At 43.2% G+C, this 15021-nt stretch carries 14 protein-coding genes, 1 pseudogene and 1 riboswitch; of the genes and pseudogenes, 14 read left to right on the top strand and 1 reads right to left on the bottom strand.

The annotated features are described in order from the left end of the window. Window positions 1-199 precede the first annotated feature (199 nt). From O3651_RS06960 to O3651_RS07005, 10 genes are all read left to right on the top strand, one after another. Entirely contained in the window at window positions 200-1753 is a 1554-nt protein-coding gene (locus O3651_RS06960) for a chloride channel protein (protein WP_371610003.1), read from the top strand. 126 nt (window positions 1754-1879) lie between these two features. Then, window positions 1880-2752 (top strand): iron uptake system protein EfeO, encoded by an 873-nt coding sequence (gene efeO, locus O3651_RS06965; RefSeq protein ID WP_371610004.1) that lies wholly within the window; start codon window positions 1880-1882, stop codon window positions 2750-2752. Between the two features lie 4 nt (window positions 2753-2756). Next, window positions 2757-3965 (top strand): iron uptake transporter deferrochelatase/peroxidase subunit, encoded by a 1209-nt coding sequence (gene efeB / locus O3651_RS06970; RefSeq protein ID WP_371610005.1) that lies wholly within the window; start codon window positions 2757-2759, stop codon window positions 3963-3965. Beyond that, a complete protein-coding gene (locus O3651_RS06975) occupies window positions 3943-5640 on the top strand; it encodes an FTR1 family protein (RefSeq protein WP_371610006.1) in 1698 nt (565 codons plus the stop codon). Before efeB ends, O3651_RS06975 begins: the two co-directional genes overlap by 23 nt. Further along, window positions 5633-6340: a twin-arginine translocase subunit TatC gene (gene tatC / locus O3651_RS06980; protein ID WP_371610007.1), complete on the top strand. Its 708-nt coding sequence runs from the start codon at window positions 5633-5635 to the stop codon at window positions 6338-6340. Before O3651_RS06975 ends, tatC begins: the two co-directional genes overlap by 8 nt. Further along, on the top strand, window positions 6340-6525 hold the full coding sequence (locus tag O3651_RS06985; RefSeq protein ID WP_061423004.1) for a twin-arginine translocase TatA/TatE family subunit: 186 nt from the start codon (window positions 6340-6342) through the stop codon (window positions 6523-6525). Before tatC ends, O3651_RS06985 begins: the two co-directional genes overlap by 1 nt. A gap of 170 nt (window positions 6526-6695) precedes the next feature. Continuing rightward, window positions 6696-7679 carry a GMP reductase gene (guaC, locus tag O3651_RS06990; RefSeq protein WP_371610008.1) on the top strand — a complete coding sequence of 328 codons (984 nt, stop codon included), beginning with the start codon at window positions 6696-6698 and terminating at the stop codon, window positions 7677-7679. After that, a riboswitch (purine riboswitch) is annotated at window positions 7674-7771 on the top strand. (Overlaps the previous gene by 6 nt.) A gap of 146 nt (window positions 7772-7917) precedes the next feature. Further along, window positions 7918-8499, top strand: coding sequence for a xanthine phosphoribosyltransferase (locus O3651_RS06995; protein WP_371610009.1), 582 nt, complete (start codon window positions 7918-7920; stop codon window positions 8497-8499). Window position 8500: 1 nt separating this feature from the next. Next, window positions 8501-9766, top strand: a complete 1266-nt coding sequence (locus O3651_RS07000; RefSeq protein ID WP_371610010.1) for a nucleobase:cation symporter-2 family protein — start codon at window positions 8501-8503, stop codon at window positions 9764-9766. Between the two features lie 238 nt (window positions 9767-10004). Beyond that, a complete protein-coding gene (locus tag O3651_RS07005; protein ID WP_371610011.1) occupies window positions 10005-11345 on the top strand; it encodes an MATE family efflux transporter in 1341 nt (446 codons plus the stop codon). Window positions 11346-11551: 206 nt separating this feature from the next. Here O3651_RS07005 and O3651_RS07010 read toward each other — a convergent pair. Continuing rightward, window positions 11552-11740, bottom strand: a pseudogene (locus O3651_RS07010) (4-oxalocrotonate tautomerase); the annotation flags it as partial. A 161-nt stretch (window positions 11741-11901) separates the two neighbouring features. On the opposite strand from O3651_RS07010, the gene O3651_RS07015 reads away from it, so the two are divergent. Genes O3651_RS07015 through O3651_RS07030 form a run of 4 tightly spaced genes read left to right on the top strand, consistent with a single transcriptional unit; the run spans window position 11902 to window position 15002 of the window. Then, window positions 11902-12474, top strand: a complete 573-nt coding sequence (locus tag O3651_RS07015; RefSeq protein WP_062123192.1) for a thymidine kinase — start codon at window positions 11902-11904, stop codon at window positions 12472-12474. A 35-nt stretch (window positions 12475-12509) separates the two neighbouring features. Further along, window positions 12510-13589, top strand: coding sequence for a peptide chain release factor 1 (prfA, locus tag O3651_RS07020; protein WP_371610012.1), 1080 nt, complete (start codon window positions 12510-12512; stop codon window positions 13587-13589). Then, on the top strand, window positions 13589-14419 hold the full coding sequence (prmC, locus tag O3651_RS07025; protein WP_371610013.1) for a peptide chain release factor N(5)-glutamine methyltransferase: 831 nt from the start codon (window positions 13589-13591) through the stop codon (window positions 14417-14419). Before prfA ends, prmC begins: the two co-directional genes overlap by 1 nt. After that, window positions 14412-15002 (top strand): L-threonylcarbamoyladenylate synthase, encoded by a 591-nt coding sequence (locus tag O3651_RS07030; protein WP_371610014.1) that lies wholly within the window; start codon window positions 14412-14414, stop codon window positions 15000-15002. The genes prmC and O3651_RS07030 overlap by 8 nt, the downstream gene beginning before the upstream one ends. Window positions 15003-15021: the final 19 nt, after the last annotated feature.

Consider the following 15021-nt stretch of genomic DNA (forward strand, 5'->3'; position numbering starts at 1 on the left):
AATCCAAAGACAATTGAGAGGCTAGGACTTTTGTCCCAGCCTCTTTTATGCTCAAACAACATTTTTGGCATTCTTTTAAATCTGATAAAGTTGATGTTAAAAAATTTATGTCCAAAAGTAAAATGTTCATGGCTATCGCCTTGTTTCTTGTCCCCATGTTGTGCTAAAATGTTGCTATAAGATGTTTTGGAGAGAGATTATGATCAAACAAAAAGAACAAATTTCTGATACGAAAAAAGAATTTAATTTTATATCCAGCTCTATTATTTCCCAAGTATTCAGGGGGATTCTGGTGGGCATTTTTGCTGGAGTAGTAGTGGGAGCATTTCGTTTTTTGATTGAAAAAAGTTTTCACTTGGTTCGGGCGGCTTATGTGAGGGGTAGAAGTGAGTGGTTTTGGCTAGTAGCCTTGCTTTTCTTCTATGCTTTCATTGTCTTTATCAATGCTAGATTGGTAGCTACAGAAAAGGATATAAAGGGTTCAGGGATTCCACAGGTTGAGGCTGAGTTGAAAGGCTTGATGTCACTTTCTTGGTGGAGCATTCTCTGGAAAAAATTCTTAGTTGGTATTTTAGCAATTTCCAGTGGCTTGATGCTGGGACGTGAGGGACCGAGTATTCAGCTAGGAGCGATGAGTGGAAAAGGCATATCTAAATGGCTAAATTTGAGTCCGGTAGAGGAGCGGACCTTGATTGCTAGTGGTGCAGCTGCGGGCTTGGCCGCGGCTTTTAATGCGCCAATTGCAGGTTTGCTCTTTGTTGTTGAGGAAGTGTACCATCATTTTTCCCGCTTCTTTTGGGTTTCAACCTTGGCTGCAAGTTTGGTGGCAAATTTTATTTCACTGTCTATATTTGGCCTGACTCCTGTTTTGGATATGCCGGATAATATTCCTTTCATGGGGCTGAATCAGTACTGGATCTATATCTTGATGGGCCTGTTTTTAGGATTGGCAGGTTTTCTCTATGAAAAAGCAGTCCTTAATATTCATCTGGTTTATGAAGCCCTAGGCAAATTTTTTAGAATACCCAAAGCCTACTATCCGATTTTTGCCTTTGTTTTAATCATTCCGATTGGCTATTTGCTGCCTCACTTGCTGGGCGGCGGGAATCAGCTGATTTTGTCTTTGACGAGTGCTCATTACACAGTTGAAACCTTGATTCTCTTTTTCTTACTCCGTTTTGTATGGAGCATGATTAGTTATGGCAGCGGACTTCCTGGTGGTATTTTTCTGCCCATTCTGGCTTTGGGTTCTTTACTAGGCGCAGTAATTGGAGCTCTTTGTGTAGAAGCTGGGTTCATCACGCAGGAACAATTTCCAATTTTTATCATCTTGGGAATGAGCGGGTATTTTGGTGCTATTTCCAAAGCTCCGCTGACAGCTATGATTCTCGTGACGGAGATGGTTGGAGATATTCGTAACCTCATGCCACTGGGCTTGGTCACTCTGATGGCCTATATTGCTATGGATCTGCTAAAGGGAGCGCCTGTTTATGAAGCCATGCTTGAAAAAATGCTGCCTCATCGGATTGAAGATGACGGTGAGACAACCTTAATTGAAATTCCTGTATCAGAAAAAATCGCAGGGCGACAAGTTCATGAATTGGAGCTGCCACACGGCGTTTTAATTACCATGAATATCCATAAGGGCAAGACCCAGACAGTCAATGGAGCCAGTCGTCTCTACCTAGGAGATACGATTTATGTAGTCGTTAAGAAAACGGAAATTGGCAAAGTTAAAGATATCTTGCTTTGAAATGCTCATTTTTTACTCAGAAAGGAAAGTTTTATTATAATTATCTGACAATTTATTGAAATATGAGAAATAAATTGTTATAATTTATATGAATTCGCCCCTTTTAGGGAAAATAAAGGAGTCAAGATGAAAAAACTTGGAATTGTCTTATTGTCAACAGCTATTTTACTGACTGGCTGTGCTGCTAATCAAAAATCGAATACAAGTGCCAGCAGTTCGGAAGCTAAAACAAGTCTATCGGCCTCTGACCAGAAAGCTTTGGATAAGGCAACAGCAGAGTATAAAGCCTTTGTACAGAAAGAAATTGATCAATTATTGACGGATACGGAGAAATTCAGAGATACGCTCAAAGAAGGCAAGCTTGATGAAGCTAAGAAAATGTATCCGCTAATTCGCATGAGCTACGAGCGTTCAGAGCCGATTGCCGAAAGCTTCGGAGAGTCTGATGTGAAAATTGACTTCCGCTTAGCTGACTATGTGGATGAAAACAAGACCGAAGAAGGCTGGTCAGGCTTCCACCGGATTGAAAAAATTCTGTGGGAAACTAATACAACGACTGGTACAGAGAAATATGCAGACCAGTTGGTCAATGACATCAAAGAATTAAAGGCTAAAATCGCGACTGTTGAGGTTACGCCAGATATCATGCTGACTGGTGCAGTCGATCTCCTTAACGAAGTGGCGACCAGCAAGATTACTGGTGAGGAAGAAATCTTTTCACATACGGATTTGTATGATTTCCGTGCCAATATTCAAGGGGCAGAAAAGATTTTCGAACTCTTTAAACCTTTGATTGAGAAGAAAGATGAAAAACTGGTAAAAAGTATAGAAACTGAGTTCAAGAATGTTAATAGTTTGCTAGACAAGCACATGACTGATTCTAAGAATTATAAACTTTATACCGAATTGAGCAAGGAAGATACTAAAGAGTTAGGAGAAGCTGTCACAAAACTAGGCGAGCCTCTCTCGCAAATGGGTATCATCCTAGATGGGAAGTAAGAAGATGACCAAGGACGAAAAATGGTTTAATAAAAAAATGGATCGTCGGGAATTTCTTAAAAAAGCAGGGATTGGAGGCGCAGGCTTAGCACTTGGTGTCTCCAGTGCATCTGCTTTTTTCGCTAATCAAGCGAAAGAAGACAAAAAATTAGCTGACGGTGATGAAGAAATCAGTTTTTACGGTGAGCATCAAGCTGGCATCACAACAGCCATGCAAAAGAATATCTATTTTGTCATCCTGGACTTGCATACGACGGATAGAGAGACCATTATCCAGATGTTCAAGGACTGGACAGCTTACAGTGAAAAGTTGGTTAATGGAGAGCTAGTCAAAAAAGATGGCTCTAATACCCTCTTGCCACCTACGGATACTGGAGAAACAGTCGGACTCAATCCTTATCGACTGACCTTGACCTTTGGTATCTCCAGCTCTTTTCTGAAAAAAATGGGCTTGGAGGATAAAAAGCCTAAGGAATTTCGCGATATGCCTCCTTTTCCCAAGGAACAACTAAAAGAGAAATATACTGGCGGTGATATTGTCATTCAAGCTTGCGCAGATGACGAGCAGGTGGCTTTTCATGCTGTTCGCAATCTGGTTCGTAAAGCGCGAAATGCTGTCACCATGAAATGGAGTCAGGCTGGTTTTGCTGCTATAGGCGATCGTATGTCTACTCCCCGCAATCTATTTGGTTTTAAAGACGGCACGGCCAATGTCACCAAGGAGAAAGATTTTGACAAGGTGGTTTGGTGTGACAGCAAGGACTGGATGAAGGGTGGCTCTTATATGGCTGTCCGCCGGATCCAGATGTTTCTTGAGACTTGGGATCGGACCAATTTGCAAGAGCAGGAAAACACCTTTGGTCGTTATAAGGAGAGCGGAGCGCCCTTTGGCAAGAAGAATGAATTTGACGAGGTAGACTTGGATTTGCTTCCAGTTGATGCACATGTGCGACTAGCCAAGGAAGTCGACAAGCCTCTCTATCGCCGTTCCTATTCTTATTCGGATGGGATTGATGAAACAACGGGTCAATTTGATACAGGCCTCCTTTTTATCTCTTTCCAAAAGGATCCCGACAGTTTTATCAAAGTCCAGACCAATCTTGGAGCACAGGATAAGATGAATGAATATATCACCCATGTGGGCAGTGGCTTGTTTGCTTGCTTCGGCGGTGTCAAAGAAGGAGAATATCTTGGTCAGAAATTATTTGAATAAGATCTTGTTTTTACTTTTGGCGCTCGTACTCCTAGCTCAGCCTGTATCGGCTGAGGATTCTTATAGTAGTCTCTTTATCAAGATTACGGATGCCAGTACCGCTGTTCAAAAGGGTGATCAAGCCAGTGCCAAACAATTGCTGGAGGAAATCCAGACTGACTTTGCGGCTTTAAGCAACCATGACTCAGCTGCAGGGAAAGAAGTCAGCAAGGCATTGACTATCTCGGGCGATGTGACAGAGGACAAGCTGACCAAGGTTTCAGCTGCTCTTTTAGCTTTTGAAAAGGAGCAGAATCCCGTTGATCTCGAGGCGGAAAAAAACAAGCTGGTCAATAAACTAGAATCAAAATTTCAAGCTCTTCAGGCAGCGATTAAGAGCAAGGATCTTGAAAAAATTCGTGAAGCCTATAAAAAAATGAATTCGACTTGGACAGCCAATGAAGGCGTGGTGCGGGATCATAGCACGGCTCATTATGGCAAGGTGGAAACGGCCATTTCATTTTTACGGAGTGCCATTGAAACAGAGCCAACGGATTTTGAAGCTATTCAAACTTCCTATGATGACCTGAGAGCAGCGATTGATAGCTTTGTCAAGGGAGAAGAGGCGTCTGCTAGCAGTGAAAATCTTACACTGGCGGATGGTATTAGCCTTCTGAAAAAGGCTCTGCTTGCTTTCCAAAAAGGAGACGAGAAGCAGGGCAAGGCTGCGATGAAGAAATTTATCACGATTTGGCCAAGCGTTGAAGGAGATGTCAGCACTAAAAATCCTTCCCTCTATACCAAAGTAGAAAGCCAGTCGCCTGTCATCATGGTGAAGGGCAAGGATAAGGACTATCAAGACCAGCTAGAGTCCTTGATTAGTGAGCTAGAGCAGATTGATACTAGCGGGTCTTATACTTTCTTTGATGCCATGCTGATTTTGCTGCGTGAGGGCGTCGAGGCTCTCTTGATTGTGATGGCACTTGTCACGACGCTCAAGGCCTCCAAGATGAAAAAAGGCCTTAAATGGGTCTATACTGGTGCTGGCTTGGGCGTACTAGCCAGTGCGGCCATTGCTATTTTACTGCAAACTCTTTTTCCAGCCGTTGCCTCTGGCTCAAATCGTGAAATCATTGAGGGAGCAGTGGGGATTTTTGCGGTTGTCATGATGATTTTGGTCGGCATTTGGCTCCACAGCAAGTCCTCTGTCAAGAAGTGGAATGACTTCATGGAAAGTCAGATGCAGGCAGTGACAGCTAGTGGTAGTTTTATTTCCATGTTTGCCCTGAGCTTTCTCGCTGTCTTCCGTGAAGGAGCAGAAACCATCTTGTTCTACGCAGGAATTTTACCGCGCATTACTGCTCTAGATTTCTTTTTAGGACTGGGACTTGCTATTTTGGTTTTAGTCTTGCTCGCAATTCTAATGACTAAGGCCAGCAGTTTGATTCGGCCTCATCAGATTTTCTTTGGTCTGACCTGGCTGATTTATGCATTGGCCTTTAAGATGTTAGGTGTCAGCATTCATGCCCTGCAGTTAACAGCTATTTTTCCTAGTCACTTGCTGTCTCATCTTCCAACCATTGATTGGCTGGGAATTTATCCGAGCCTAGAAGTAGTTCTAAGTCAAGCCATCTTTCTTGTCGTTGTTCTTTATGTGACATTTAAAAATCGGCAAAAGGAGCGAGCAGATGCCTAATAAGGAACAGACTGTTGTTGAGCATTTGACGGAATTTAGATGGCGCTTCCTTGCTGTCTTAATCTGGTTCGGTTTGGTTTTTTTGCTCAGTCTACTTTTTGCAGCGGATATTTACAAATGGCTGACCGCTTCCTTTGAGCAGAAGCTGATTGTATTGGGACCAGACGACATTCTTTGGATTTATATTAGCTTGGCTAGTCTTGTGGCTTTCTCACTGACCCTGCCTTTTATGGTCTATCAGATTTGGGAATTTATCCGACCTGCTCTTAGAAATAGTGAGGCAAAAGCGATTTTTGCTTATATACCAGCTACATTTTTCAGTTTTGTCTTGGGCTTGGCCTTTGGTTTTTATTTTGTCAGCCCTGCTATTTTACAAGTTTTACTCTCTTTAGGGGATGGTTTATTTGCCGTCCAGATGACAGCGCAGAACTACCTGTCCTTTCTGTTTCACACGACCATTCCGATTGCTTGCTTGTTTGAATTGCCTGTCATTGTGGCCTTTCTAACATCAATCGGTTTGCTCAAACCGCAATTTTTGATAAAATATAGACGCTATGCCTATTTCGTTTTATTAGTATTAGCAGTTGTCTTGACGCCGGCTGATTTCATCAGTGACTTGTCAATGACAATGCCGCTGATTTTGCTGTATGAAGTCAGTATCCTACTGAGTAAAATGATTGAGAAAAGGAGAACATCGTAATGGGAATTTTAAAAGACATCGGACTACCGGGGCTTATCGTTATCGTCCTAGGTGCCTTACTGATTTTTGGACCAAAACGTCTGCCAGAGCTAGGGCAGTCAATTGGAAAAATGTTTTCAGAGTTTAAAAAGGCAGTCGATGGAGGAGCAGAAGACTCTAACTCAGAAAAAGATAAGAAAGAATAAAACACGGGCGACCGTGTTTTTCTTAATTTCCGAACTTTATCAATAATATACTTGAAATATTTTACAAAACCTGTACCTTATGATATACTTTTTCTGGAAACGTCTGGATAGATGTAGCGATGCTGAAGAGCATAGGTAGGTCATTTTTTAGTATTGATAAGGAGTTTTCTATGCTCAATGATTTTCAGGTTTTTGACTATGAAGATATTCAACTAATTCCAGCGAAATGTATTGTGAAAAGTCGTTCAGAGGCTGATATCAGTGTGAAATTCGGTAAACATAGGTTTCGGATGCCGGTCGTACCGTCCAATATGCAGACGATTATTGACGAATCTGTCGCTGAAGAGCTTGCTCGAGGAGGCTATTTCTACATTATGCACCGTTTCGATGAGGAAGGTCGCAAACCATTCGTTAAACGAATGCATGAGCAAGGTCTGATTGCATCGATCTCCGTCGGTGTGAAAGACTATGAGTATGACTTCGTTAGCAGTCTCAAAGATGATGCGCCTGAATACATTACTATTGATATTGCGCATGGACACTCAGACAGTGTGATTCAAATGATTCAGCACATCAAGAAAGAATTGCCCGAGACATTTGTCATTGCAGGCAATGTCGGAACTCCAGAAGCCGTACGGGAGCTGGAAAATGCTGGTGCAGATGCAACTAAAGTCGGTATTGGACCAGGCAAGGTTTGCATTACCAAAGTCAAGACAGGTTTTGGTACAGGCGGCTGGCAGTTGTCTGCTCTTCGTTGGTGCTCAAAGGTTGCTCGCAAGCCTATTATTGCGGACGGAGGGATTCGGACGCATGGTGATATTGCCAAATCAATCCGTTTCGGAGCTAGCATGGTCATGATTGGTTCGCTCTTTGCCGGCCACATTGAAAGCCCAGGGGAAACCATTGAAGTAGACGGCGATAAGTTTAAAGAATACTATGGTTCTGCATCCGAGTATCAAAAAGGTGCTTATAAAAATGTCGAAGGTAAGAAGATTTTGCTGCCAGCTAAGGGCCACTTGCAAGATACATTAACTGAAATGGAGCAGGATTTGCAGAGCTCGATTTCCTATGCGGGCGGTCGTGATTTGCATAGCCTGACTCGCGTGGACTATGTCATCGTAAAAAACTCCATCTGGAATGGCGATGCTCATTAATTAAATAGAATAACTTATTTATCTTGCTAATGATTGGGGCAAGGTCTCTACAAGATGCCAAACATCTAACAATAAGTGAGTCTAATGACTTTCTGGTACTTTTAGTGTCAGGCTATTTGTCATTAAAAGAAAGGACTTGCTTATCGTGGCAGGTCCTTTCATCATTGAACCAAGATATGTTAAGACAAGATATGTTAAGACAAGATATGTTAAGACAAGATATGTTAAGAGGAGATACATGAAAAAATTAGAAGAGAGAATTCTGCAAGACGGCAACGTTTTGGGAGAAAATATTCTCAAAGTTGACTCTTTCCTGACTCATCAGGTTGATTTTTCGCTTATGAAAGAAATCGGGCAGGTTTTTGCTGAGCATTTCAGGGATGCAGGCATTACAAAAGTTGTGACGATTGAGGCTTCAGGGATTGTACCGGCTGTCTATGCGGCGGAAGCCTTGGGTGTTCCAATGATTTTTGCTAAAAAGTCTAAGAACATCACCATGACTGAAGGGATTTTAACGGCGGAAGTGTATTCATTTACCAAGCAGGTTACTTCGACGGTCTCCATCGCTAGTAAGTTTTTGGAGTCAAGTGACAAGGTCCTGGTCGTTGATGATTTCTTGGCAAATGGTCAGGCAGCCAAGGGCTTGATTAAAATCATTGAAGAAGCAGGCGCTGAAGTGGCAGCCGTTGGAATTGTGATTGAGAAATCCTTCCAAGATGGTCGAAGCTTGCTAGAGGCTCAAGGACAAACAGTTCTTTCTTTGGCTCGAATTGACCGATTTGAAAATGGAAAAGTTGTATTTAGAGAGGCAGATCTATAAGATGAATTATAATGAAGAAAAACATTCACAGGCAGCCATTTTAGGTTTGCAGCATTTGTTGGCTATGTATTCGGGCTCTATCTTGGTGCCGATTATGATTGCTGGGGCTTTGGGCTATTCGGCTGAGCAGTTGACTTATCTGATTTCGACTGATATTTTTATGTGTGGTGTTGCCACACTCTTGCAACTTCAATTAAATAAATTTTTTGGTATCGGTCTGCCAGTCGTGTTGGGCGTGGCTTTCCAATCCGTTGCTCCTCTGATTATCATTGGGCAGAGCCATGGTAGTGGCGCTATGTTTGGCGCCTTGATTGCATCAGGGATTTATGTGGTTCTGATTGCTGGGATTTTCTCAAAAATCGCTAATCTGTTTCCATCAGTTGTGACTGGTTCGGTCATTACGACCATTGGCTTGACCTTGATTCCAGTTGCCATTGGTAATATGGGAAATAATGTAGACAAGCCAACCGCTCAAAGTCTGATTCTAGCAGCTGTGACGGTTCTGATTATTCTTTTGATTAACATTTTTACCAAAGGTTTTATCAAATCCATCTCTATTTTGATTGGTTTGATTGTCGGAACGGGCATTGCTGGAGCCATGGGCTTGGTAGATTTAACGCCAGTCGCACAGGCTCCGCTGGTCCATGTGCCAACCCCTTTCTATTTCGGAGCACCAAAGTTTGAATTTTCTTCTATCGTGATGATGTGTATCATTGCAACGGTTTCTCTAGTGGAGTCAACGGGTGTATACTTAGCTCTTTCTGACATTACCAAAGATAAAATTGATAGCACCCGCTTACGAAATGGTTACCGAGCAGAAGGACTTGCGGTGCTGCTGGGTGGTGTCTTCAATACCTTCCCTTATACGGGGTTTTCTCAAAATGTGGGCTTGGTCAAATTATCTGGTATCAAGACGCGGTTGCCGATTTACTATGCGGCTGGTTTCCTGATTCTCCTCGGCCTTTTGCCAAAATTCGGAGCCTTGGCGCAGATTATCCCAAGTCCAGTTCTTGGTGGTGCTATGCTGGTTATGTTTGGTTTTGTGTCCGTTCAAGGGATGCAAATCTTAGCGCGTGTTGACTTTGAGCACAGTGAGCATAATTTCCTCATTGCAGCAATTTCTATCTCAGCAGGTGTCGGACTCAATGGTAGCAGTCTTTTCAACAGCCTACCGACCAGCCTTCAGATGTTCTTCTCAAATGGAATTGTCATGGCCAGTCTGATTGCCATTGTCCTAAACGCGATCTTAAATCGCAAAAATAAATAAGAAAGAGAGTGGGACAGAAATCGGTAATTCGTTAAAATTCGATTTCGTCGTCCCACCTCCGCACAGTTGAGTAGGGCTGTAAAAGCTGATGAAATCAGCGTAGTAGAGCCCACTCAACCACTGCGTCTTGCGCGACAATCCAAAGACAATTGAGAGGCTAGGACTTTTGTCCTAGCCTATTTTGACTATTCAGTTGGCTTGTAGTATAGTTAAAGAAGATTAAAAAAAGGACTTCAACATGTATCAGACTTATCATTTGAAACAACGCCTAAGCCTGTTTGTCTCAATTTTTCTTCCTATCTTGATTTATCAGCTGGCAAATTTCTCGGCTTCCTTTGTTGACACGACCATGACGGGTCAATACGATACCTTGCATCTGGCAGGCGTCTCTATGGCAACCAGTCTATGGGGTTCATTTTTCTCCTTTCTGACGGGGATTGTGTCTGCCTTGGTTCCGATCATTGGTCATCATTTGGGACAGGGGAAAGATGAAAAAATAGCCTCTGATTTTTATCAGTTCATCTATCTTTCTTTGGCTCTATCTCTGATTTTATTTGCGCTGGTATTTTTAGGTGCCCCTTTGGTTTTGCAGCGTCTAGGCTTAGACCCTTTAGTAAAAGATGTGGCCCAGCATTATCTTTGGTACTTGTCCATCGGTATTATTCCCTTCTTGCTCTTTAGCGTTATTCGCTCTCTCTTGGATGCTTTGGGGTTAACTCGGCTTTCTATGTATTTGATGCTCTTGCTCCTACCTTTGAATGCTAGCTTTAATTATGTATTGATTTATGGAGCTTTTGGCTTTCCCGAAATGGGCGGAGCTGGTGCGGGACTAGGCACTTCTTTAGCTTATTGGGTTTTATTAGTCATATCACTATTATTGGCCATCAAACATCCTAAAGTCCGCCAATACCAACTCTGGAAAATTCGTCCCTTGAACAAAACTGGTTTGGCTGAAGGTTTTCGCTTAGGTTTGCCAATAGGAGGGACAGTCTTTGCCGAAGTTGTCATCTTTTCAATCGTCGGACTAGTGATGTCAAAATTTTCTTCTTTGATTATTGCTAGCCATCAGGCTGCCATGAATTTTTCAAACCTAATGTATGCTTTTCCTATGAGTATTTCCACAGCTATGGCCATCATTATCTCTTATGAGCTGGGGGCTGAAAGACTTGACGATGTGAAAAAGTATTGCACTTTGGGTAGAATTGTAGCATCTGGTTTCGCGGTCTTTACCTTGATTTTTCTCTATATTTTCCGAGATAAGGTTGCCAGCCTTTATGGCTCAGATCCAGATTTTATACGTCTGACCTCAATCTTTCTGACTTTTAGCCTCTTTTTCCAATTGGCTGATACGATTGCCGCTCCTTTGCAGGGAATTTTGCGAGGTTACAAAGATACTCAAGCTCCATTTTACTTAGGCTTGCTAGCTTACTGGGGCGTTTCCTTGCCTCTGGGCTTGTTTTTAGATCAGGCTACGGACTTGGGACCTTATGGGTATTGGATTGGACTGCTTGCGAGTTTGGTTGTTAGTGCAATCCTTTACCAACTGCGATTGAATTATATTCAAAAGAAGCAACGCTGAGTGTTTTCACATAAAATCAAAAGAGGCTGGGACAAAAATCCTAGCCTCTCAATTGTCTTTGGATTGTCGAGCAAGACGCAGTGGTTGAGTGGGCTCTACTACGTCGATTTCATCCGCTTTTACAGCCCTACTCAACTGTGCGGAGGTGGGACGACGAAATCGAATTCTAACGAATTACCGATTTCTGTCCCACTCTCCTTTTGGTTTTATTTTGTTCGCATTTCACCTTGGGGGAAGTAAGTGCCTTCTGGCATGTCGTTGATGATGACATGGACAGCAGATTGAGGCGCGCCAGTATTTCTGACAACGGCTTCAGTGACTTCCCTAGCCAAAGCTTTCTTTTGTTCCAAGCTGCGGCCTTCAAATAAATCAATTCTGACAAATGGCATATGATTTCTCCTTTTCTTTTGCTAATCTTATTTTATCACAAATTAGGTTTTAAAGAATAGTGAATTGTGGTAAAATAATAGGAAGTACGGTCGGTCTTTCCAGCGGAGTTTATGGACAGTGCTGAAAGTCCTAGAAAGACAATACTTAGAGAGAATGTAAGAATAAAATGGCTCAGTTATATTATAAATATGGCACAATGAATTCGGGCAAGACCATTGAAATTTTGAAAGTGGCCCACAACTATGAAGAGCAGGGGAAAAGCGTGGTCATCATGACCTCAGCTGTCGATACACGTGATGGCTTTGGTGTTGTTTCCAGTCGTATCGGCATGAAGCGGTCTGCTATGGCAATCGAGGACCAAACAGATATTTTTGGCTATATTCAAAGTTTGCCTGAAAAGCCTTACTGCGTTTTGATTGATGAGGCTCAGTTTCTGAAACGCCATCATGTCTATGATTTGGCAAGAGTGGTGGATGAGCTGGATGTTCCGGTCATGGCTTTTGGTTTGAAAAATGACTTTCGCAATGAACTCTTTGAAGGTTCCAAGCACCTCTTGCTCTTGGCTGATAAGATTGACGAAATCAAGACCATTTGCCAATATTGCTCTAAAAAGGCAACCATGGTTTTGCGGACGGATAACGGGAAACCTGTCTATGATGGCGAACAGATCAAAATCGGTGGCCATGAGACCTATATTTCTGTTTGCCGCAAGCATTATTTCAATCCGCCCATTAAGTAGAATGAATTAGAAAATCAAGGAGATAGATTACAAAGATGAATATTTATGACCAGTTACAGGCAGTGGAAGACCGCTATGAAGAGCTCGGAGAATTACTCAGTGACCCAGATGTGGTCTCAGATACCAAGCGTTTCATGGAGCTTTCAAAAGAAGAGGCTTCAACTCGTGATACGGTAACAGCCTACCGTGAGTACAAGCAAGTCCTTCAAAACATCGTTGATGCCGAAGAAATGATTAAGGAATCTGGCGGAGATGCAGACTTGGAAGAAATGGCAAAGCAAGAACTCAAGGATGCCAAGGCTGATAAAGAAGAATACGAAGAAAAACTGAAAATTTTGCTCCTTCCAAAAGATCCAAACGATGACAAGAACATCATCCTTGAAATTCGTGGGGCAGCTGGTGGAGACGAAGCAGCACTTTTCGCTGGAGATTTGCTGACTATGTATCAGAAATATGCAGAAGCCCAAGGTTGGCGTTTTGAAGTGATGGAAGCTTCAATGAACGGTGTCGGTGGTTTCAAAGAAGTAGTGGCTATGGTTTCAGGGCAATCCGTTTACTCTAAACTCAAGTATGAATCAGGTGCCCACCGTGTGCAACGGGTTCCTGTGACAGAAAGCCAAGGCCGTGTTCATACTTCGACAGCGACAGTTCTCGTCATGCCAGAAGTCGAAGAAGTAGAATACGATATTGATCCAAAAGACCTTCGTGTCGATATCTACCACGCATCGGGTGCTGGTGGACAGAACGTCAACAAGGTTGCGACTGCCGTTCGTATCGTTCACTTGCCAACCAATATCAAGGTGGAGATGCAGGAAGAACGTACCCAGCAGAAGAACCGTGAGAAGGCCATGAAAATTATCCGTGCGCGTGTGGCTGACCACTTTGCGCAAATTGCCCAAGATGAGCAAGACGCGGAGCGTAAGTCAACCATCGGTACTGGTGACCGTTCAGAGCGTATCCGTACTTATAACTTCCCACAAAATCGTGTCACAGACCACCGTATCGGCTTGACCCTGCAAAAGCTAGATACCATCCTGTCTGGTAAATTGGATGAAGTTGTAGATGCCTTGGTGCTCTATGACCAAACGCAAAAACTAGAAGAACTGAATAAATAATGACATTAGCTCAATATTTGGCTGAGTTAGAGCAGGAGCTAGTAGCAGCGGGAGAAGAAGCAGAAAGCTTATCTTTCGTTTATCGGGCACTCAATGAGCTCTCTTTTACCGACTTTGTTCTCAAGCTTCGGACAGAAGTCAGCCAAGAAGATCGTGACCAGATAAAAGCAATTCATGAGCATCTACTTGCTCATAAGCCAGCCCAGTATATTATTGGCAGCAGTGATTTTCACGGCTTGACTCTCAAGGTTGATGAGCGAGTCTTGATTCCAAGGCCTGAGACGGAGGAGCTGGTGGAGCTGATTTTGTCGGAGAATCCCGAAAAATCCTTGTCAGTCTTGGATATCGGCACGGGCAGCGGGGCCATCGCTCTGGCACTGGCAAATAGCCGTCCAGACTGGCAGATTACTGCTTCTGATCTTTCGGAAGATGCTCTTGCCTTGGCTGCGGAAAACACCCAGTCCTGTGCCCTCAATCTTGCTTTTGTCCAATCCGATTGTTTTGAAACAATCAGTGGCAAATTTGACATTATTGTCTCCAACCCGCCCTATATTTCAGAAGCGGATAATGATGAAGTTGGACTTAATGTTTTGACCTCAGAGCCTCACCTTGCCCTCTTCGCAGAGGAGGATGGTTATGCCGTCTATCGGAAAATAGCCGAGCAAGCAGGGGGCCATCTGACAGAAAAAGGAAAAATCTATCTGGAAATTGGTTACAAGCAAGGAGTCGGCGTCAGGGAGTTATTCAAAAAATCCTTCCCGCAAAAACGAATCCGAGTCTTGCAGGATCAATTTGGTAAAGATAGAATGGTGGCGGTTGACAATGGATAAGATAGAAAAGACTCTTGCAGCAGGCGGAGCAGTTGTCCTGCCCACCGAAACTGTTTATGGCCTCTTTGCCCAAGCCTTGAACGAAGAGGCGGTTGAGCGAGTCTATGAATTAAAAAGAAGACCACGTGACAAAGCTCTCAATCTCAATGTGGCTAGCTTGGAAGAAGTTTACCGTTTCTCTAAGAACCAGCCCAGTTATCTAGAAAAACTCTATCAAGCCTTTCTACCTGGGCCACTGACTATTATCCTCCAGGCCAATGACCGTGTGCCATCTTGGATTAACTCTGGTATGGCAACCGTGGGCTTTCGGGTTCCTAAGCATCCAGTTACGCTGGACTTGATTCGCAAGTATGGACCCTTGATCGGTCCATCTGCCAATCTTTCTGGAAAAGCCAGTGGAACTTCTTTCCAGCAGATTATGATGGATTTCCGAAAGCAAGTCTCGGGAGTAGAAGATGATGCTTCCTTGACAGGTCAGGATTCAACCATTCTGGACTTGTCTGGAAAAAAGGCACGTATTTTGCGCCAAGGAGCCATTACCCGCGAGGACATTCTCGCCCAAGTAAGTGATATAACATTTTAACTATTAGGAGCCTAGCGCC

This window comes from Streptococcus sp. 27098_8_73 (assembly GCF_041432495.1).
Taxonomy (GTDB): Bacteria; Bacillota; Bacilli; order Lactobacillales; family Streptococcaceae; genus Streptococcus.

Coding starts and splice junctions, on each gene's coding strand:
- O3651_RS07015 (WP_062123192.1), top strand. CDS start 11,902: ATGGCTCAGTTATATTATAAATATGGCACAATGAATTCGGGCAAGACC.
- guaC (WP_371610008.1), top strand. CDS start 6,696: ATGCTCAATGATTTTCAGGTTTTTGACTATGAAGATATTCAACTAATT.
- O3651_RS07030 (WP_371610014.1), top strand. CDS start 14,412: ATGGATAAGATAGAAAAGACTCTTGCAGCAGGCGGAGCAGTTGTCCTG.
- O3651_RS06985 (WP_061423004.1), top strand. CDS start 6,340: ATGGGAATTTTAAAAGACATCGGACTACCGGGGCTTATCGTTATCGTC.
- efeB (WP_371610005.1), top strand. CDS start 2,757: ATGACCAAGGACGAAAAATGGTTTAATAAAAAAATGGATCGTCGGGAA.
- tatC (WP_371610007.1), top strand. CDS start 5,633: ATGCCTAATAAGGAACAGACTGTTGTTGAGCATTTGACGGAATTTAGA.
- prfA (WP_371610012.1), top strand. CDS start 12,510: ATGAATATTTATGACCAGTTACAGGCAGTGGAAGACCGCTATGAAGAG.
- O3651_RS07005 (WP_371610011.1), top strand. CDS start 10,005: ATGTATCAGACTTATCATTTGAAACAACGCCTAAGCCTGTTTGTCTCA.
- O3651_RS06995 (WP_371610009.1), top strand. CDS start 7,918: ATGAAAAAATTAGAAGAGAGAATTCTGCAAGACGGCAACGTTTTGGGA.
- O3651_RS07000 (WP_371610010.1), top strand. CDS start 8,501: ATGAATTATAATGAAGAAAAACATTCACAGGCAGCCATTTTAGGTTTG.
- prmC (WP_371610013.1), top strand. CDS start 13,589: ATGACATTAGCTCAATATTTGGCTGAGTTAGAGCAGGAGCTAGTAGCA.
- O3651_RS06960 (WP_371610003.1), top strand. CDS start 200: ATGATCAAACAAAAAGAACAAATTTCTGATACGAAAAAAGAATTTAAT.
- efeO (WP_371610004.1), top strand. CDS start 1,880: ATGAAAAAACTTGGAATTGTCTTATTGTCAACAGCTATTTTACTGACT.